22 protein-coding genes and 1 tRNA gene are annotated in these 20,158 nt (G+C 36.5%); 15 read left to right on the top strand and 8 right to left on the bottom strand.

Features of this window, described 5'->3' with window-relative positions:
- Positions 1-115 precede the first annotated feature (115 nt).
- From VXN63_RS08065 to VXN63_RS08055, 3 genes are all read left to right on the top strand, one after another.
- Positions 116-2,293: a Tex family protein gene (locus VXN63_RS08065; protein ID WP_327757515.1), complete on the top strand. Its 2,178-nt coding sequence runs from the start codon at positions 116-118 to the stop codon at positions 2,291-2,293.
- A gap of 66 nt (positions 2,294-2,359) precedes the next feature.
- Positions 2,360-2,833, top strand: coding sequence for a SprT family protein (locus tag VXN63_RS08060; protein ID WP_327757514.1), 474 nt, complete (start codon positions 2,360-2,362; stop codon positions 2,831-2,833).
- Between the two features lie 60 nt (positions 2,834-2,893).
- Positions 2,894-2,977: transfer RNA gene (locus VXN63_RS08055), tRNA-Leu, on the top strand.
- 58 nt (positions 2,978-3,035) lie between these two features.
- On the opposite strand, the gene VXN63_RS08050 is transcribed toward VXN63_RS08055, so the two are convergent.
- Genes VXN63_RS08050 through VXN63_RS08040 form a run of 3 tightly spaced genes read right to left on the bottom strand, consistent with a single transcriptional unit; the run spans position 3,036 to position 4,624 of the window.
- Positions 3,036-3,407, bottom strand: a complete 372-nt coding sequence (locus tag VXN63_RS08050) for an iron chaperone (RefSeq protein ID WP_327757513.1) — start codon at positions 3,405-3,407, stop codon at positions 3,036-3,038.
- A 42-nt stretch (positions 3,408-3,449) separates the two neighbouring features.
- On the bottom strand, positions 3,450-4,427 hold the full coding sequence (locus tag VXN63_RS08045; RefSeq protein WP_327757512.1) for an AEC family transporter: 978 nt from the start codon (positions 4,425-4,427) through the stop codon (positions 3,450-3,452).
- 35 nt (positions 4,428-4,462) lie between these two features.
- Entirely contained in the window at positions 4,463-4,624 is a 162-nt protein-coding gene (locus VXN63_RS08040; protein WP_327757511.1) for a hypothetical protein, read from the bottom strand.
- A 121-nt stretch (positions 4,625-4,745) separates the two neighbouring features.
- On the opposite strand from VXN63_RS08040, the gene gloA2 reads away from it, so the two are divergent.
- The 5 genes from gloA2 (at position 4,746) to VXN63_RS08015 (ending at position 9,029) form a co-directional block, all read left to right on the top strand.
- On the top strand, positions 4,746-5,126 hold the full coding sequence (gene gloA2 / locus VXN63_RS08035) for an SMU1112c/YaeR family gloxylase I-like metalloprotein (RefSeq protein WP_327757510.1): 381 nt from the start codon (positions 4,746-4,748) through the stop codon (positions 5,124-5,126).
- Positions 5,127-5,230: 104 nt separating this feature from the next.
- Positions 5,231-5,614 (top strand): lactoylglutathione lyase, encoded by a 384-nt coding sequence (gene gloA, locus VXN63_RS08030; protein WP_327757509.1) that lies wholly within the window; start codon positions 5,231-5,233, stop codon positions 5,612-5,614.
- A gap of 81 nt (positions 5,615-5,695) precedes the next feature.
- The gene (gene ggt, locus VXN63_RS08025) at positions 5,696-7,315 is read left to right on the top strand and encodes a gamma-glutamyltransferase (protein ID WP_327757508.1); all 1,620 of its coding nucleotides are present in this window, start codon (positions 5,696-5,698) and stop codon (positions 7,313-7,315) included.
- A 102-nt stretch (positions 7,316-7,417) separates the two neighbouring features.
- Positions 7,418-8,311: an ROK family protein gene (locus VXN63_RS08020; RefSeq protein WP_327757507.1), complete on the top strand. Its 894-nt coding sequence runs from the start codon at positions 7,418-7,420 to the stop codon at positions 8,309-8,311.
- 82 nt (positions 8,312-8,393) lie between these two features.
- Entirely contained in the window at positions 8,394-9,029 is a 636-nt protein-coding gene (locus VXN63_RS08015; protein ID WP_327757506.1) for an SGNH/GDSL hydrolase family protein, read from the top strand.
- A gap of 312 nt (positions 9,030-9,341) precedes the next feature.
- Here VXN63_RS08015 and VXN63_RS08010 read toward each other — a convergent pair whose 3' ends face one another.
- Positions 9,342-10,493, bottom strand: coding sequence for an NAD(P)-dependent malic enzyme (locus tag VXN63_RS08010; protein ID WP_327757505.1), 1,152 nt, complete (start codon positions 10,491-10,493; stop codon positions 9,342-9,344).
- Between the two features lie 566 nt (positions 10,494-11,059).
- Here VXN63_RS08010 and VXN63_RS08005 point away from each other — a divergent pair.
- Positions 11,060-11,593 (top strand): YrhK family protein, encoded by a 534-nt coding sequence (locus VXN63_RS08005; protein WP_327757504.1) that lies wholly within the window; start codon positions 11,060-11,062, stop codon positions 11,591-11,593.
- Between the two features lie 52 nt (positions 11,594-11,645).
- On the opposite strand, the gene spx is transcribed toward VXN63_RS08005, so the two are convergent.
- The gene (gene spx, locus VXN63_RS08000) at positions 11,646-12,065 is read right to left on the bottom strand and encodes a transcriptional regulator Spx (protein WP_327757503.1); all 420 of its coding nucleotides are present in this window, start codon (positions 12,063-12,065) and stop codon (positions 11,646-11,648) included.
- A gap of 308 nt (positions 12,066-12,373) precedes the next feature.
- Here spx and VXN63_RS07995 point away from each other — a divergent pair, with 308 nt between their 5' ends.
- The 6 genes from VXN63_RS07995 (at position 12,374) to VXN63_RS07970 (ending at position 17,403) form a co-directional block, all read left to right on the top strand.
- Positions 12,374-13,285: an aldo/keto reductase gene (locus VXN63_RS07995; protein WP_327757502.1), complete on the top strand. Its 912-nt coding sequence runs from the start codon at positions 12,374-12,376 to the stop codon at positions 13,283-13,285.
- Between the two features lie 122 nt (positions 13,286-13,407).
- The gene (locus VXN63_RS07990) at positions 13,408-13,716 is read left to right on the top strand and encodes a phasin family protein (protein ID WP_327757501.1); all 309 of its coding nucleotides are present in this window, start codon (positions 13,408-13,410) and stop codon (positions 13,714-13,716) included.
- 61 nt (positions 13,717-13,777) lie between these two features.
- On the top strand, positions 13,778-15,376 hold the full coding sequence (locus tag VXN63_RS07985) for an ABC1 kinase family protein (RefSeq protein WP_327757500.1): 1,599 nt from the start codon (positions 13,778-13,780) through the stop codon (positions 15,374-15,376).
- Between the two features lie 70 nt (positions 15,377-15,446).
- Positions 15,447-16,424, top strand: coding sequence for an aromatic acid exporter family protein (locus tag VXN63_RS07980; protein ID WP_327757499.1), 978 nt, complete (start codon positions 15,447-15,449; stop codon positions 16,422-16,424).
- Positions 16,425-16,442: 18 nt separating this feature from the next.
- Positions 16,443-16,865, top strand: coding sequence for a DUF4430 domain-containing protein (locus VXN63_RS07975; protein ID WP_327757498.1), 423 nt, complete (start codon positions 16,443-16,445; stop codon positions 16,863-16,865).
- The gene (locus tag VXN63_RS07970) at positions 16,855-17,403 is read left to right on the top strand and encodes an ECF transporter S component (protein ID WP_327757497.1); all 549 of its coding nucleotides are present in this window, start codon (positions 16,855-16,857) and stop codon (positions 17,401-17,403) included. Before VXN63_RS07975 ends, VXN63_RS07970 begins: the two co-directional genes overlap by 11 nt.
- A 41-nt stretch (positions 17,404-17,444) precedes the next feature.
- Here VXN63_RS07970 and VXN63_RS07965 read toward each other — a convergent pair whose 3' ends face one another.
- Genes VXN63_RS07965 through VXN63_RS07955 form a run of 3 tightly spaced genes read right to left on the bottom strand, consistent with a single transcriptional unit; the run spans position 17,445 to position 19,609 of the window.
- Positions 17,445-17,978: a hypothetical protein gene (locus VXN63_RS07965; RefSeq protein WP_327757496.1), complete on the bottom strand. Its 534-nt coding sequence runs from the start codon at positions 17,976-17,978 to the stop codon at positions 17,445-17,447.
- Positions 17,979-17,984: 6 nt separating this feature from the next.
- Positions 17,985-18,983, bottom strand: a complete 999-nt coding sequence (gene floA, locus VXN63_RS07960; protein WP_327757495.1) for a flotillin-like protein FloA — start codon at positions 18,981-18,983, stop codon at positions 17,985-17,987.
- 17 nt (positions 18,984-19,000) lie between these two features.
- Complete coding sequence (locus VXN63_RS07955; protein ID WP_327757494.1) at positions 19,001-19,609, bottom strand: NfeD family protein; 609 nt, start codon at positions 19,607-19,609, stop codon at positions 19,001-19,003.
- Positions 19,610-20,158: the final 549 nt, after the last annotated feature.

The raw sequence follows: 20,158 nt of genomic DNA, 5'->3' as shown, positions 1-20,158 counted from the left end.
TTTTTTGTGCCGATAATCTTCTAGTCATAATGAGAGAGAACCGAATTCGGGTATTTGATCAAGCGGATTTGTGATAAAATAGAAAAGTTGAATACATGCATTGGAGATGGATATTTTGGTAGAAATAGAAAATAAACAAGTAATGGACTTATTGATCAAAGAATTAACAGATTATTCAAAAAAGCAAATCAATGCCGTTCTAGATTTACTGGATGATGGAAATACAGTTCCGTTTATTGCGCGTTACCGAAAAGAAGTAACGGGTTCACTAGATGAAGTCCAGATCAGAGAAATTGAAGAGCGCCATACTTATATAAAAAATATAGAAAAAAGAAAAACAGATGTCTTAGCTTCTATTGAAGAGCAAGGAAAATTAACACCTGAATTAGAACAAGCCATTCAAAAAGCGACACAAATGCAAAAAGTAGAAGATTTATATCGACCGTTTAAACAAAAACGCCGTACAAAAGCGACTATTGCAAAAGAGCAGGGACTTCAGCCGTTTGCGGATTGGATCTTATCTTTTCCAGAGGCCGATCTTGAAAAGGAAGCCGAGAACTACCTCAATGAAGAAAAAGAAGTTCTGACAATTGAAGATGTTTTGACGGGTGCACATGAAATTATTGCTGAATATATTTCAGATAATCCTAAATACCGTGAATGGATTCGAGAATATACAAGTAAGCATGGAACGGTCGTTTCTTCTGTGAAAGATAAGTCTGCAGATGAAAAATCTGTTTACGAAATGTACTATGAGTATTCTGAAACCATTCAGTCACTAGTTGCCCACCGAACACTCGCTTTAAACAGGGGAGAAAAAGAAGGCGTATTATCTGTTAATATCGAAGTGGACGAAGACCGTATAGAACACTATATGATCAAGCAAGAAATCAAGAGCGTTCACTTAACGCCGGCTGTCAAAAAAGTGAAAGAGGCAATCACTGATGCGTATAAACGTTTCATCGGACCGTCAATTGAAAGAGAGATCCGCAACGGACTTTCCGAAAAAGCTGAAGAACAAGCGATTGAAGTATTTGGAGAAAATTTGAGAAACCTTTTACTTCAAGCTCCTTTAAAAGATCAGACGATACTAGGGTTAGATCCTGCATACCGTACAGGGTGTAAATTAGCAGTGATTGATGCGACAGGAAAAGTATTAGCGATTGAAGTGATTTATCCACACAAACCGGCTTCTCAACAAAAAAGAACAGAAGCGGCAAATCGTTTCAAACAAATCATTGAAGAATTCAATATAGATACAGTCGCGATTGGGAATGGAACGGCAAGTAGAGAATCAGAAACCTTTGTTGCGGAAAACCTGAAAGAATCAGGACATAAAGTGGCCTATGTCATTGTAAATGAAGCGGGTGCTTCCGTTTATTCTGCAAGTGATGAAGCGAGAAGAGAGTTTCCTGATTTGCAAGTTGAAGAAAGAAGTGCCGTCAGTATTGCTAGAAGACTTCAAGATCCTTTAGCAGAACTAGTGAAAATTGATCCAAAATCCATTGGTATTGGTCAATATCAGCATGATGTATCTCAGAAAAAACTAACCGAACAGTTGGACTTTATCATTGAAACAGTGGTTAACCAAGTAGGGGTGAACGTCAATACTGCGAGTGCGGCTTTACTGAAACATATTGCTGGTTTGACAAAAACTACTGCTGAAAATGTCATAACATTCAGAGAAGAAAATGGTAAATTCACAAGTCGAGCACAACTTAAAAAAGTTAAACGACTCGGACCAAAAGCTTATGAGCAAGCAGTTGGATTCCTTAGAATTCCAGATGGGAAAGAACCACTTGATCATACAGGGATTCACCCAGAAACGTATAAAGAAGCTAAAATGATTATTGAGATGGCTGGGTTGAAGAAATCAGATATTGGGTCAGAAGAGTTGAGTATGCGCGTGAAATTATTAGATGAAGAAAAAGTGCTGGAAGCAACAGGACTAGGTTCGGAAACACTGAAAGACGTAGTGAAAGCCCTTGTTGCTCCAGGAAGAGATATGCGTGATGATATGCCAGCGCCGCTACTCAGAACAGATGTCTTAACAATGGAAGACTTGCAGCAAGGAATGGCACTTGAAGGAACTGTTCGTAACGTAGTGGACTTTGGTGCATTTGTTGACATCGGCGTGAAACAAGATGGGCTCGTTCATATTTCAAAACTGAGCAAAAAATTTATCAAGCATCCTAGCGCAGTTGTAGCTGTTGGGGACATTGTGACTGTATGGATCGATTCAGTAGATCTGAAAAAAGGCCGTATTGCCTTGACCATGCTTGGAAAAGAATAAAAGAACTGAATGATTGAAACGAGGTGCTTGCTTGCATCTCGTTCTTTATTATAAGGGGAGTAAGCTATGGATCAGATTAAGCTACAGGCATTCGTTGAAGAACAATCACTCAGTGTTTTCTCTAAACCTTTTAGACACAAAGCGACATTCAATAAACGTCTGAAGACTACTGGAGGAAGATACTTTCTCAACACGCATAACTTAGACTTTAATCCACTTGTTTTGGAAGTGTTAGGAATGGATATTTTTGAAGGGGTCGTCAAGCATGAACTGTGTCACTACCACTTGCACTTAGAAGGAAAAGGTCACCGACATCAAGATGCAGATTTCAAAGCTTTATTAAAAGAAGTGGGTGGATTAAGATTCACACCTGCCTTAAAGGAAAGAAAACCTGTCGAGCAGTTATGGAAATATCAGTGCTCTGATTGTGGACAACTATATCATCGTAAAAGAAGAGTGAATACAGAAAAATATGTCTGTTCTAATTGTAGAGGAAGACTCAAACTGTTAGGAAAAGAAGCCATTCAAAATAGAAGCTGACACAAAAAAGAGGATTGACACATTCGAGAAACGTTGTTATGATAGTGATTGTATCGGTTAGCATACGTGGCGGAATGGTAGACGCGCCAGCTTGAGGGGCTGGTGGGGCGTAGCCCCGTGGAAGTTCGAGTCTTCTCGTGTGCATAAATGAATGGAATAAAAGAACAGGAGAGTGGCTATTTTCAGCTACTCTCCTGTTCTTTTACTTTCTCCAGTAAGTTTGACAATCTTTTTTGTCTTCAATATTGAACTGAATGATTTTTTCGAGTAAATCGAAATTGATTTCTTGGGTGTCTTTGATCTTAATGAGTTCTTTTGTGGTTGTATAACCGTCTTCACTGATTTCTATTACAAACTGCTGGAGAGCTTTCTTTTCTGGAGCGATAGAAATGTGATGCTTTGCTATACTGAATCCGATAATAAATGTCCCATGGTCCGTGAAATTCGGCTGATTCCAAGCAATGCGTGGAACTAAATTAGGAAATGTGAGAGCTATTCTATTTAAGATTTCTGTCATTCTATCTCTTTGTTCTATATCGTCAATAGATTCAAGATAATCTTCAAATTCTTTCATACTGTTCTCTCCTTTTTAAACGATTTTATTATATTATACACACTAATTGATAGATAATAACAAGTTAGATAAGGTAATCATGATTGGCATAGTGACCATGGCAAGGAGACTGGCAAGAACAACTAGTCGAGCCCCATATTCGTAATCCCCACCATACAATTGAGAAAATAGAGCGGTGTTTACTGCTGTAGGTGTACAGTTTGCGATAGACAATACGAGTAGAACAGATTGATTCTGAATGGGTAAGAGCCAAATAATGACTAGTCCTATTAAGGGCGTAATGAGTAAACGAACCATTACAGTCCAGTAATTATTTTTAACCATAAAAATTTCTTTTAAGCGGCTTCTAGCAAGGTAACCGCCAAGTAAAATCATGCCCAAAGGAGAGCTCGTATCCGCAATTTTATCTAAACCATTATATAAAACGTTTGGCAACTCGATTTGAAGCATATATAAAACGAAACCGATAAATGCACCAATTGAAGCAGGATTTAAAAATGCTTGGCGAATCGTCATAGCTTGTTTTCCTTCAGATAAAATCCAGATACCATATGTAAACTGAAGAACGCTTGAAACGACGATGTACATTGAAAGATAAAAGATGCCCTGATATCCTAATAACGGAAAAATGATGGGGATACCTACAAATGCAGTATTAGAAAATACAACTGCGAATTGATCAATCTTGGTTCCTTTTCTCATTAGTAACCTGGCAGAGATGATTCTGGAAATCATAAGTAATAGTGCGCCTATAAAAGTAAAAAGTAATAAAGAGAGCTGTGCTGGATCGTAGGGTTGTTGAAAGGACATCATCAAAACGATTGGAATAACAAATTTAGTAGTCATATTGGCAATTTGCTGGCTACCAACCATATCTAGAATCTTTATACGTACGAGCATGAAACCGAAAAGCATAATAAAAAACATCGTTGCTAATTGTTCTAAAATGACTAGTGAGATCGCAAACACCCTTTCTATACTAAGTTTACTTAATATACACCGAAGTAGATTTGTTTTCAAACAAAAAACGACCCCCATATGGGAGTCGCTTCTTTCTATCTATAAAAATCTTGATCTTCATCCACACGAACGCGAACTTTTTCTGGTTGATTAGTGTTAAAAAAAGATACGAATAACGCAGTCGGTATAAGAGTCATTAATCCTGTCAAAGTCATTAAAATGATTGTATTCATTATGATCATCCTTCCAAGTCCCATACTAATAACGCTCCAATTGTACATCCATAGTATGCTTCAAATAGATAATTTATTCAATTCAAATGGACCATTTAACGCATTATTTATTGTATACTATAATTAAAACTGAAAGGAGCTTACGATGTTAGAACGTATTCATCATACCGCAATTATCGCTTCTAATTATGAAGAATCAAAGAAGTTTTACACAGAAGTTCTTGAACTTGAAATTATCCACGAGCTTTACCGAGAAGAACGAGACTCCTATAAATTAGATCTTGCGATTGGAGATGCTCAAATAGAACTCTTTTCGTTTCCTGATCCTCCTAAAAGACCGAGTACACCAGAGGCACAAGGTTTGAGACACCTATGTTTTGAGGTTGAGGATATTGAGAAAGCTGTTAACTGGCTTGAAAATAAAGGTGTAGAAGTTGAACCGATTAGAGTAGATCCTGTTACAAATAAACGATTTACTTTTTTCAAAGATCCTGACCAGTTACCACTAGAATTATACGAGAGATAATGGGATCAGATAAGAGTGATGAACTGACGTCTTTTCATTTACTTGACCCATCTTGAAATATAAGGCAGAATAAATATATCACTTAATTTACAGGAGGAATCAGTATGGCTAAAAAAGCATTACACACGTGTATTAGAGTTAAAGATCTTGATAAATCAGTCGATTTTTATACAAACGTATTAGGTATGGAAATTACAAAAAAATTGGATTATCCAGATGATCAATTCACTTTAGTGTATCTTGCATTACCAGGAGATACCTATGAAGTAGAATTAACGTATAACTATGACCAAGAAGAACCTTATGAAATTGGTAACGGTTATGGTCACGTGGCGATCAGTGTTGATGATCTGCAAGCTACACATGAAGAATACAGCAAAACGGAATACGAAGTAACTGGATTAAAAGGATTATCCGACGGAGCAGCTAACTACTTCTTTATCAAAGATCCAGACGGTTACAAAATCGAAGTTATTCAAGATAAATAAGTAAAGTTAAATAGTTTTACAAAGTAAGCTCGAGAAATTTTTCTCGAGCTTACTTTCATACTTAGAATAGGGGAGAAAGACATGACGATTCCAGAATTTGATGCAGGGGTATTCCATTATGCGTCTAGAAGAGAACTTGTATATGGGAAAAAAGGGATGGTTGCTAGTTCGCACCCATTAGCTTCCCAAGCAGGATTAGAAATCTTGAAAAAAGGAGGAAACGCAATTGATGCGGCAATCGCAGCGGCCGCAACTTTGACAGTTGTAGAACCAGGATCGAATGGCATAGGGGGAGATAGCTTTTCTATTCTTTGGAAAGATGGAGAATTGTACGGACTCAATGCCAGCGGACATGCTCCAGAGCAACTAACAAGAGAGAATTTATTAAAAAAAGGACATGAAGAGATTCCTACACACGGAATCGATCCAATTACTGTACCAGGCGTACCAGCGGGGTGGGTAGAATTAAATAAGAAACATGGAAAGTTGCCCTTAAAAGAGGTATTGGAACCAGCAGCTAAGATTGCAGAAGATGGGTTTCCTGTTTCAAATGTTGTATCAAATGCATGGAAAAGAACGTTTAAGATACTGAAGAAAAAACTGGAGCAATTTCCAGAATTAGAAACTTGGTTTAGTACGTTCGCTCCAGAGGGGCACCCGATTGAACCTGGAGAAATATGGTCTTCCAAAGGCCACGCTAGAACACTTCGATTGATTGGAGAAACGGATGGAGAAGCTTTCTATAAAGGGGAAATAGCAGAAGCAATCGACCGTACTTCAAAAAACTATCAAGGTTTTATTAGAAAAGAAGATTTAAAAGAGTACAAACCTGAATGGATAGTGCCAATTTCGACGAACTATAAAGGCTACGATATTTGGGAAATGCCACCAAACGGACAAGGTATCATCGCATTAATGGCCTTATCCATACTAGAAAATCTTGAATTAAAAGGAAAAGACGATCCAGAGACGATTCACAAGCAAATTGAAGCTGTAAAATTGGCATTCAGTGACGGTCAAGCAACCATAACAGACTTAAAGCATATGAACGAAACCGTTGATAGACTGCTTTCAAAAGACTACGCCAAGACACGAGCGGCTCTGGTACAAGAAGAAGCACTAGATCCAAAACCCGGTATTCGAGATTATTCGGGGACCGTTTATCTAGCTGCTGCGGATGAAGAAGGTAATATGATTTCTTACATTCAAAGCAATTATATGGGATTTGGTTCCGGTGTTGTGGTACCAGAATATGGGGTAAGCCTGCAGAATAGAGGGTGCGGGTTTACAATGGAAGAAGGCCATCCAAATGTTGTCGGTCCAAATAAAAAACCTTTTCATACAATCATTCCTGGATTTATTACTAAAGGAAACCAGCCAGTTGGGCCATTTGGAATAATGGGAGGACAAATGCAGCCACAAGCACATCTACAGGTTGTTAGTTCCATAATTGACTTTCATTTGAATCCACAAAATGCACTTGATGCTCCAAGATGGCACTGGGATGAAGGCAAGAAAGTATCCATTGAACCAGAAATGCCGTTAAGTATCATTGAAGATTTGATAAAACGAGGACATGAAGTCACGATTGTACCTGGGAAAGGACTATTTGGTAGAGGACAAATTATTCTTAGAGAATCAAATGGTGTGCTAATTGGTGGTACAGAGCCGAGAGCTGACGGACACATTGCTACATGGTAAAATGTATTCAATCTTTGAAAACAGATATTCCGAAAAATACTCAAGCATGATATAATCAAGAAAGCACTTTCATTTAAGTGTGGTTTTTTTAGGAGGGGTAATATGAGTTTACTGGCTTTCGACATAGGCGGAACCTCAGTTAAGTATGCTATTTGGGACGAGGATCGTCTAAAGGAGAAAGGGAGCTTTTTGACCCCTGAGAGTTGGGAAGAATTAAAGAATCAGTTACTTCATGTAAAAGAAACCTTTGAAAAGCAATTTTTTCTTTCGGGAGTTGCGTTTTCCGCACCTGGTGCAATAAACCAGATTGAAAGACAGATTGAAGGTGTCAGTGAAGTGCCTTATATCCATTTTTTTCCAATTTATGATGAATTAGAGAAAGTCTTTGGGCTACCAGTATCTTTTGAAAATGACGCTAATAGCGCAGGCCTAGCAGAAATCTGGAGAGGTGCGGCGATAGATAAAAGTAACGTACTCTTTGTAGTGCTCGGAACCGGTATAGGTGGAGCAATCATAGTAGATGGAGAAATACAGCACGGACATCATCAACTAGGTGGAGAGTTCGGATTCATGTTATTAGATGGAGAAAGAACGTTCAGTGAGCTTGGTACAGCGGTTGCTATGGCTAGAAGATATGCTAAGCGGATGAATATTCCTACAAACAAAGTAAGCGGGGAAGAAGTATTCCAATTAGCAGAAAAAGGAGATGATATCGCAAAAGAAGAAGTGCAGACTTTTTTTCATTACTTAGTTAGAGGACTCTATAATCTAGCTTATTCATTTGATCCAGAAGTTCTATTACTAGGCGGTGGCGTATCCAATAAACCAGATCTTATTGAAAAAATCAATGAAGAAATGGATGCTCTATTCTCAAGGTTAAGAGTTCCACCATATAGACCAGTAGTAGAATTGTGTCACTTTAAAAATGATGCGAACCTGATTGGTGCTATCTATAATTTTATGCAAAAGCATGAATCGTTAGAAGGATATAGCTGAATTAGACGTATGCTTTAAGTTTCTTTAGTTTTGACTGATTGCAGTGAATATGTGACTATAGATGAGAAACGAGGACAAATAGATGAAAATCAAACAACAAGATAAAATCTTATTTATCGGAGACAGCATTACGGATGTAGACAGAGATCGTTCTAATCCGAATGATTTAGGAAAAGGGTACCCGCTTATGGTAGCTGCTGAGTTGCAAGCTGCATTCCCAGAGGACCAACTGACATTTTATAACAGGGGAATTTCTGGAGATAAAGTGGTTGATTTGAAAGCGAGATGGGAAGAGGATTGTCTTGATCTTAACCCAGACATCGTGTCTATTCTTGTAGGAATCAATGATTCCTCTCACCAGTTAAATATAGATAAACGTATGGACGCTAGTGCGATTGAGCAGTTTGAAGAGGACTATAGGTTCTTGCTAAAATCGCTTATCCAGAGAACAGATGCCAGAATTGTACTGATGGAACCGTTTGTCCTACCCTATCCTAAAGAAAGAATTCAGGTAAGAGAAGATTTGGATCAAAGAATTCATATTGTCAGAAAGATGGCTCGTGAATATCTTACAGATTTAATTCCATTAGATGGGTTGTTCAGTGCGCAAGGAGTCAAATACGGTTACCCGTACTATACAGGAGAGGACGGAATACATCCTACTGTTGCGGGTCATGGTTTAATCAAAGAAGCCTGGATAAATCAACTTGAATTTTAAAAAGTATTGTACTATTTACTTTGATGTGATATAGTTAGTCCATGCGATGAGTCGATTAGTCCACATTTGTGGACTGTCAAGCACGATACATGTGCATTGCACACAACAGGAAGTTGCGTATCGGAAGTCCCTGGTGCTGTGAACATCATACTTCACTTTAGCTTTGCTAAAGTTGCTGAAAAAAGCTAGGATGAGAATCCTAGCTTTTTTTGTGCGTAATAAGTTGTTTTTAGAAAAAAAAGCGGAACGAATCACGATTCGTCCCACTCCTAAAAGTATTCTAATATAAGTTAAACAATAAAATAGAATGGACTATTTTGCATTTTTTACACTGTTTGCAACGATATCTGAGATACCTTCAGAAAAAACGTTGGGAAGGATATTGTCTACTGTTAATTCATTATCAGGAATAACACTGGCAATCCCTTGGGCAGCGGCAATTTGCATATCATCTGTGATATCTGTTGCGCGAGCATCCAAGGCACCACGGAATATTCCCGGGAACGCTAATACGTTGTTGATTTGGTTAGGATAGTCACTTCGGCCCGTACCTACAATAAAAGCTCCACCATCTTTTGCATCTTGAGGATTAATTTCTGGCTCTGGATTAGCCATTGCGAAGATAACCGGTTTGTCGTTCATATCAGCGATCCATTCTTTTTTCAAAACGTTAGGAGCAGAAACACCAACGAAAATATCCGCACCTTTCAATGCAGTGTGCAAATCACCATGGATATTTGTTTTATTTGTTACCTCAGCAATTTCCTTATGGCGATCTTCAAGAGTTGAATCTTTTGAAGAGATGATGCCTGTTTTGTCTACTAATAAGACATCTGTTACACCAGCAGAGAGAAGACGTTTTGAAATAGCAATTCCTGCAGCACCACCACCATTAACTACGACTCTAACGTCGTCAATGTTTTTTTCTGTTAATTTCAAAGCGTTATATACTGCAGCTAAAACAACAATCGCTGTACCGTGTTGGTCATCATGGAATACTGGAATGTTTAGTGATTCTTTCAAACGACGCTCGATTTCAAAGCAACGTGGTGCGCTGATGTCTTCCAAATTAATACCACCGAATGAAGGTGCAATAGCTTGCACGTGAGAAATAATTTCCTCGACATCTTGAGTGTCAAGAGAGATAGGAACAGCATCAACATTGGCAAAACGCTTGAATAAAGCAGCTTTTCCTTCCATAACTGGAATAGCGGCTTCCGGACCAATATTTCCTAGCCCCAAAACAGCGGATCCGTCAGTGACAACAGCCACCAGATTCTTTTTAGACGTATAGGTGTAAACAGCTTCTTTATTTTCGGCGATAGCAGAACTCACAGCCGCTACACCGGGTGTGTAGGCAATGGCTAGATCTTCCATTGATTCGATGGAAACTTTTGAATTTACTTCAATCTTTCCACCTTTTTCTTTGCTGATTTTTAAAGCTTCTTCTCTAACGTCCATCATTTTTGGTTCTCCTTTTTTGAAAGTATTTTTTATTTTATATGAAAAAATCTATTCAGAAAGTATCATTTTATCCTAGATATAATTTTGCTGGATTAAATATCTGCTTATACTGAACATCAGCTAGCTAATCAAAATGTGGTAATTGAAACAATTGTAAATTTAGCATACTGCGTACTAATTATTAGTAAAACATATAAGATAAAGAATAACATAGTTGGTTAAAAAAATCCTGTTGCATTAATTTTATATACATAAGAATAGTTGAGTAGAATTACTGGCCGTAGCTTAAACCAGTTGATTACGTCGGCACAGTAATTACTAAAAATTATAAAGTAAGTAAAGACATAAGATATGCGAAATGAAAGCTTTCTATGAAAAGTTTAAGACAATAGTAACAATCACACAGATGATAGTATAAAATAACAGGTGTTTAACATTTGTCATTTAATTGTGATATGGTTGAAGTGCATCAGAATAATCTAAATTAAGAGTCCAAGTAAAAGACACCAAGTTACGATTATGATAATATAGTAGATATTATTAAATGGTAAAGGAGCATCAATAGCATGCCACAAATTGAAAAGAAAGAACACGATGTCAATCCTCGTAAAGATGAAGACATGATTATCAAAATGGGTAATTTTAGATTATACTTTCAAAATTATTATACGATTATCTCTCTTGGAAATGATATTGCTACAGGTGGTTTATATTTTGCAGGAAGTTTAACACAAGCCTTTACTGATTTGGAAAGAGTAGGAATGTATTTATATATATTCGCTAGTTTCTTTCTTCTGATGAGACCTATTATTAGGATTGTTCATAACGTTTATCTTTATAGCGAAAACCAGTATAGAAGAGATGTATTGGGAGAAAAGATGGATGATGGTTATTATGATGATTCAGAAGAGAATGGAATCGATCAGGAGGATAAAGAGAAAAGAGAAGAAAAAGCTGAACAAGAAGGTAAAGTGAAAAAAGAAGAAGATACCCCAGAAGAAAAAGAAGAACGAGAAGAAGCTGACAAAGAAATTGATATTATGCCAAACGATAACGAAAATACTGACGACCAAGAAAATCAAACAAAAGAAGAATCTTAAAAAAAGCCTGGAACCGATCTAATGATCAGCTTCAGGCTTTTTACAATTAAGTTTAAGCTATTTCAATTGATTCTTCACTAGCAAGTTTACGGTGAATTTCTGCAAGTTCTAACTCACGAACTTTTCTTGGAAGGAAACAACGGATTTCTTCTTCGTTATATCCGATCTGTAAGCGACGATCATCCATGATGATAGGACGTCTAATAAGACTTGGTTGTGTTTTAAATAAATTAAGTAACTCGTTCATAGAAAGGTCTTCAATGTCTACATCTAAGGCCTGGTAAGCTTGAGAACGATATGAAATGATTTCTTCAGTACCTTCTTCAGTTAAGCTCAGAATGTTTTTGATTTCGTCTATAGATAAAGGTTCGTGGAAAATATTTTTTTCTTCGAACTCTAAATTTTGATCTTCTAACCAAGCTTTCGCTTTTCGACAAGATGTGCAACTTGGTGATACGTATAATTTGATCATGATTGGTTTGCCCCTTTTCAAAAGTGTGCTTAATCATTTTATGTAAAATGATTTTTGATTAGTTTTAAGTGTAATTTGTGAACAATTTGTTACAAGACTTATTTTAGGAGTAACTCAGATAAAAATCAATAGTTTTTGACAAAAAATTGTCACAAATACACAATTTAATAAAAGTTACTAGTTTGTCACAAGTTTGTCACAAAGTTTTCGCTAAATAATATTGAAAAACTGATTTGTATTTCTCGATTATTTCCATTTTTACTTATACAATGTTGTATGTAAGCAAATTCGTATCGAGGAGCGTAATAATGAAAACGATTAAATTAGGAAAAAGTCAATTAGACGTATCTGAAGTTGCTTTAGGTTGCATGAGAATGAACGCGTTAGATGTTAAAGAAGCAACAGCTGTTTTAGAAGCAGCAAATGATAGCGGAATTAACTTTTATGACCATGCAGATATTTATGGAAAAGGAGAGTCAGAAGAACGGTTTGCTGCTGCTTTAAAACAAAGTTCGCTTAAAAGAGAAAATTTTCTGATTCAATCTAAAGCGGGTATTCGATTTGGAAAATATGATTTTTCTAAAGAACATTTAACTTCTTCTGTTGAGGGCATTTTAAAAAGACTTGAAACAGACTATTTGGATGTACTTTTACTACACAGACCGGACGCGCTAGTTGAACCAGAAGAAGTAGCGGAAGTTTTTACAAGTCTGCAAAAGGCTGGGAAAGTGAAACATTTCGGTGTAAGTAACCACAGTCCTTATCAAATTCAATTGCTCGAAAAATATATTGAACAAGACATTGTAGCTAACCAACTTCAATTAAGTGTGACACATACTGGAATGATCGATGCCGGTATTCATGTGAATACAAAAGACGCGAATTCTGTTGATCATGACCGTGCTATTTTAGATTATTGTCGCCTAAATGATATTACAATCCAACCATGGTCACCAGTTCAAGGTGAAAAAGGGGTATTCTTAAATAATCCTGACTATCCGGAAATCAATGAAGTATTAAGTAAAGTTGGAGAAAACTATGGAATGAATAATGAAGCGACTGCTATTGCATGGTTATTGAGACATCCAGCGAAGATGCAAGTGATTTTAGGAACAATGAATCCTGAAAGAATCAAGACGTACGCATCAGCTTCGGGTAAAGTCATAAGTCGTGATGAATGGTATGAAATTTATAGAGCTGCTGGAAACATTGTACCTTAATCAAAGGAAGCTTAAATTAGTAGAAATGCATTAATGATAATCTCTGACAATTTCTTTTTTGAGTGCTATACTGTATACGTAAGGTTAATTGCAAAATAAGGTTCATTGAAAGGAGTATGCTTATGTTAGTAGATGATATTAAAAAAGCTTTACTGATCGGAGTCGGTGGAACTGCTCTGGCTGTCGAAAAATCAATGGAACAAATTGATCGACTTGTTGCAAAAGGTAAGCTTTCAGTTGAAGAAGGTAAAACGCTGACTTCTGAGCTGATTCAAAAGAAAAATCAAGATACAACAGACTCAGAAGAAAAAGAGAGATTAGAAGCTTTATTATTAAGTATGAACGTTGCTCAGAGAAAAGATATCGACGATCTTGAAGCAAAAGTTCAAGAATTAGAAAAGAAACTTGAAAACAGTTCTATCGATAGATAATTGGAATGGTGCTGGTTAGTTCATTCTAACCAGCACTTTTTTTATGAAAGGAGGGTGCACTATGTCAAAAACGAATAGAGATAGATTGAAAGAAATCGGAACAGTGCTTGCTTCATATGGATTTGGTCATATCTATAATACGCGTATAAGATCGAAAGATGATGAGCAAGATGCACAAAGACTCAGACAAGCTTTTGAAGAATTAGGTCCTAGTTTTATTAAAATCGGTCAAATTATTTCTACAAGACGTGACTTGCTGCCGGATAATTATATTGAAGAGCTATCGAAATTAAGAGATAATGCACCTCACTTTCCTTATTCTGAAATCAAAAAAATCTTTAGTGAGGAATTTGATCAAACACTTGAAGAGGTGTTTGAATTCGTTGAAGAAAAACCTCTTGCGAGTGCGTCTGTTGCTCAAGTACATAAAGCGAAGTTACACACTGGAGAAAGCGTCATTATTAAAGTCCAGAGACCAGAAATAGAAGAAAATCTTTTAAGAGATATTAGACTGTTCTCTAAAATACTTTCTATGGCGCCGAACACCGTTAAAGATATGTTGGTAGATGCCGACTCCGCGTTCGATGAAATTTTAGCAACTACAAAAATCGAACTCGATTTTCGTAATGAAGCAAAATATCTCGTTAGATTTAGAGAATTAAATAACGAGACCAAAGCTGTGACGGCGCCAAAACCTTTTTTGAAATACACATCGAAGAGAGTACTAGTTGAAGAATATATTGATGGAATCAAGGGGTTAAACGCCGTTAAATTGACAACAGCGGGATATGACAAGAAAGATATCGCTGAAAAATTGATGTATTCTTTTTTATCTCAAGTATTCAATGATGGCTTTTTTCATGGAGATCCTCATCAAGGAAATTTGATTATTAAAGGAAAGCAAATTGTCTTTTTAGATTTTGGTATAACTGGAGAGCTCTCTTCAGATGTAAGAGAGAGCTTGATTCGGCTGATCAAAGCACTCGTATTGGAAGATATTGAGGGTATGATGAATATACTCTTACAAATGGCTATTGTGAAATCAAAGGTTAATCGTTTTGCGTTAAATGAAGACCTTGCAGATTTTTATCATATCTACGCTTCGAGGAGTTTTAAAAATATAGATTTGAGTGCATTCTTTTCTGATGTACTCTATATTACAAATAAATACAAAATGATTATGCCCAATGATTTTCTGTTATTAGCAAAGTCAATGACGATTCTTGAAGGTGTTATAACTGAACTTCATCCAGATATTAACGTTTTAAAAATTGCTTCTGCTTATATTAAAACAAACGATGACGTATCCTTCTTCGAAACCATTACAAAAGATAAAGTGATGATTGGTCTTTATCAAATTGCACAAAATTCAGCGTCTCTTCCTGCAAAGATCACAAAATCTCTTGATACCATCAATAATGGTAGATTCAAAGTGCATCTGGATTTAGTAGATGGTGATAAAAAATGGACCGGATTAAATAAAATGGTTAACCGTATCGTTTTTGCCGTGATTATAGCTGCGCTCATTTTGGCATCAGCTGTTATCTTAGCTGTTGCAGAGGGGACAAGCGTATCCATTCTGGCCATCATCATTTTCTTGGGAGCCGGAATAATGGGACTCTGGCTATTGATTTCAATTATACGCTCAGGAACGTTGTGACACCCTTTACAAATAATGGGAATTAAGCTGATAGACGGAGATCAGTTTGATTTTCTGTAGGAGTTATAAAATGAATACAACTCAAAGGACCATCAAAATCGTGGTAGCTACGGTTCTAGCGGTATGGATAGCTCAGTTATTCGAGCTGGATTATACACTAGCAGCCGGAGTCATCGCGATTTTAAGTGTCTTAGACACAAAGCAGGAATCAATAAAAATCGCATTAGCAAGAATCGGTTCAATGATACTCGGTTTTTGTATTGCATCTATCTTGTTTGTAAGTTTAGGATTCTCTCTTTTTGCTTTTGGATTATATTTAGCCATCTTTATCCCTTTAGCTTGCAAAGGTAAGATGGAGTCAGGGATTGCGCCGACAACAGTTCTAGTGACACATTTCATTACAGCTGAAAGTGTCTCTTGGGATTGGCAAATCAATGGTACAGCATTAATGTTAATTGGAGTATTCACTGCTTTGTTAGTAAATTTATGGATGCCTAAACAGCAAAATACATTAGAGAAGTTCGTTGAAGAAATTGAAAGTGAAATGAGTAAGGCGCTTTTGATTTTTCATGATCAATTAGTAGGAGATCAGAATTACAGAGAATTATTTGAACAACTCAAACAATTAGATAATAGAATACAAGAAATGAATCATGTTGCCTTAAATGAATATGCGAATCAGGTTTTCAAGAAAACCAGTTACTATGTTCGCTATGCCCAAATGAGAAAAGAGCAGTCCGTTGTCTTGCAGAAAATGTGTGAGAATCTTCCGGCGGTTAAACTAGCGACAAGTCAAAACGACATACTCGCAGATCTTTTTAAAGGAACCGCAGAGCAATTGCATGAAAAGAATACAGGCTTAGATTTGTTGCAGGACATTTCAGATCTCTATCAGACGTTCAAAGCGTCTGAACTACCTCAAACAAGAAAGGAATTTGAGAGTAGGGCAATTTTATTTCAGATTTTGAATGATTTTACCCGATTCATCAAAATCAAAAGAGAATTCTTTCTCACTGAAAAAGAATATTCAAACCAAAATGATGATTGAAAGAGGAGTAAAATTAGAATGAAAAAAATATTAGGACTTTTTACGTTTAGTTTTTTACTAGTAGGATGTGGAAATCAGGAGACAACATCGACTGAATCAGAAACTTCTGAAAATATACAGGATCAAAATGAAGAGGTTACGTATACGATTGAGTTTTCTATCGATGATGAGCTCTACAGTGTCGATGAAGAGGAAATGAATCAAGAATTGACTAGTCCAAAAGATACAACGCTACTTGAAATCATGCAACAAGAGTTTGATGCAGTAGATAGCAACGGCTTTATTACGGCTATTGATGACATAGAACAAAATGAGAGTAAAAAAGCTTATTGGTTATTTGATGTAAACGGAGAATTTTCTCAGGTAGGAGCTGGTGATTATCAGTTAGAAGAGGGTGACGAGATTACCTGGAACCTTGAAACGGGTCAAGATGAAGAATAGTAAGAACCGATTATCTGTTCACAGAATAACTGTTCTGGCACTGATGATTGCGCTCGTACAGACTAGCCGGTTGGTCTTTAGCTTTCTTCCAAATGTTCAACCGGTTACGACGATTCTTATTTTAATGACCATCACGTTTGGCGTTGTGGATGCCATAATTGTGGGGAGTGGTTCAATTATCGTCTCTAATTTATCTTTAGGAATGGGACCATGGACAATCTCTCAGATTATTGCATATACCGTCATTATTCTAGTCAGTTATGTTTTTTCCTTATTTCTTAAAAAATTGAAAGGTGCCTTTATCTATTGGGTGATCTTTTCTGGAGTAATGGGTATCTTATATGGTTTCATTGTTTCTATCATCCAGGCCATGATGTATCAGATGGTTTTTCCTGCTTTTATCGGATACTGGATCGCCGGTATCTGGTTCGATGTCTATCATGCAATTGGGAATAGCGTGTTTATGGTTTTACTTTATACACCTTTGATTCCAATGTTTAATAAAATTAATCAAAAAATTAAAAAAAGCCCGTCATGAAACTATACTGATCGTTCAGTATGCATCATGGCGGGTCTTTTTTATTCGTCTCTTAAAGCAACAGGCTTATCTAAAATTTCTTTATAAGCAAAAGCTCTAACAATGTTATCTTCTGTAAATCCAAATTCAGCTGTTTCATTAGATTTAGAAATACTTTTTGTTTTTAAAGATTTAACTTCAGTCATTGTATTTGAGGACTGATTTCTAAGTTTATTTGTACGTTCTTGTCGAGCCTGATCAAGCTTTTCTCTATCTTTTCTACGTCTTTCTCGCTCAGTTGTAATATCTCTTGCAGCACCTCTAGCAGTACTAGCATCTCGAACAGTTTTATCTCTAGCTGAACGCCTTTGAGTTACTGTCTGCTGCTGAGTAGATCTCTGAGGCGTTGCTTGCCTATTTTGCTTAGGCGCAGCTTGAGTAGTAGATTGACGAGTAGGAGTCTGAGTCGGTTCGTTAAAAACGTTTCTTCTATTAGAAGACTGATTCTTATTTGCTTTTTTACTTAGAGAGTTCAGCACACCTGATACAATACTAAAGAAAATCACTAATTGGACTAACCAGATCAGGATATCCATATCTTATCACTCTTCTTCGTCAGTAGGTCCGGCTTGATTTGATATAGAACTTCTCATATCAGTATCAGCATTTATATTCTGCATTTTATAGTAATCCATTACGCCAATCGTACCATTACGCAATGCCTCAGCCATAGCAAGTGGAACTTTTGCCTCAGACTCAACAACTTTAGCACGCATTTTTTGAGTTTCAGCACGCATTTCTTGTTCTTGTGCAATCGCCATAGAACGTCTTTCTTCAGCTTTAGCTTGAGCAATATTTTTATCTGCTTCAGCCTGCTCTGTTTGTAGTTTCGCTCCGATATTACGTCCGACATCGATATCCGCAATATCAATAGATAGAATCTCAAAGGCAGTACCAGAGTCCAATCCTTTACTTAATACAGTTTTAGAAATCATATCAGGATTTTCAAGTACGTCTGAATGTTTGTCTGCAGAACCAACAGTTGTTACAACACCCTCACCAACACGGGCGATAATGGTATCTTCACCAGCACCACCGACTAATCTCTCGATGTTTGCACGAACAGTTACTTTCGCTTTCGCTACAATTTCAATACCATCTTTGGCAACTGCAGCGATATCTGGAGTAACAATAACTTTAGGGTTAACTGAAAATTGAACGGCTTCAAATACGTTACGACCAGCTAAGTCGATTGCCGCAGCTTTTTCAAATTCAAGATCAATATCTGCACGGTAAGAAGCAATCAATGCATCAATAACTGCATTCACATTCCCACCAGCAAGGTGATGTGCTTCTAACTCGTTTGTAGAAAGGGTAATACCTGCTTTGGTCGCTTTGATCAGAGGACGAATAATCGCGTGAGGACTAACTTGACGCAATCTCATACCAATCAAAGTACCAATGCCTACTTTAACACCAGAGAAGTAGGCCGTAACCCATAATCCAACTGGAACAAATCTCAGGAAAATACTAATTAAAACAATTGCAATGACAGCGAAAATGATGATGCCATAAAAACCATCTAACATAAATTCATTCATATAGTTTGTCTCCTATTCTATTTTTTTCTAACAATGACTTTTGTACCTAAGACTTTTTCAATAACGACGGTAACATCTTTTGAGATGTATCCTTCGTCACTTAATACATCTACTAATATTCCATCTGTGGTTCCAAATGAGACTTTACCGGATGGACGTAAAGGTGTTTGTGTGACGCCTTCAAGACCTGGTTCGACTTGTACAGTAGATTTTTTTGTAGTTGTTTTCTGGTTGCCTTTTAAGTTCGTATGCAATATCAACTTATTAACATTCGTAAGAGAATAACCAGTTCTTACGAGATAGAATACAACACCAGACGTAATCACAATTGCCATACTTAAATCTCTGATCGTCATGACAATATCTCCAAGGGTTAGGTAGAGACCGGATATCAAAAAGAGTGCACCTAGTATTCCAGCAACGCCGAACTCTGGAACAAATATCTCAAAGATAATCAATAGTAAACCAGCTGTGAATAGAACTAATGGTAACCAAGTATCAACACCAATGATACTAAAGTAAGCAATAAAGCTTAGCATTGTGATTGAAAAACCAGTTTTTGATAGTGGTGTCAAAATCGCAATAGCCACTCCAATAAAACCAATAGCGAGTAGTAATCCTTCCATTTTTTAGCCTCCTTTACTCGGTATGTAACCTCCTTCGATCACCTTACAATCCTAATGATAGCATTTTATTGTTATAAAGTCATCGGTCTAGAGGCGGATAACTCAATTGATTTTACTTATCGTTGTTTAACATTTTATATAACTAAATGAATCTTGAGTATAAAATAATAATGTTTTTTTTGTGATGTTAATTATGCCTTAATTTTTAACAGAAAAGAAGGTTCGAATCTGAAATAATGCAGATTATATCTTAATAGATACCTTACATAATATAAATGAATAATTATAAATAAGTATAAGTAATTATTTGAATTGTACTTTTATGATTCATTCAAACTAAGTGCTGAACATTCTAACAAAATGGATCTTTACTCGGATAATATAAACTTTACAATACTTTAGCACACTCTATACATATAGGATAGAATAAGTGAAATTGTTTGGTGTTATAATGAAGTTAGGATACAATATCGGTATAAGAGAATAAAATGAGCTTTGTAACGTATAGAATATTTGTATATTTTTATCAGCATATGTGTGTAGTTTCTT

Source organism: Marinilactibacillus sp. XAAS-LB27 (assembly GCF_036039175.1).
GTDB lineage: Bacteria > Bacillota > Bacilli > Lactobacillales > Carnobacteriaceae_A > Marinilactibacillus.
Note: the sequence above shows the minus strand (reverse complement) of the source record. Positions and strands in the feature narration are given on the sequence as shown.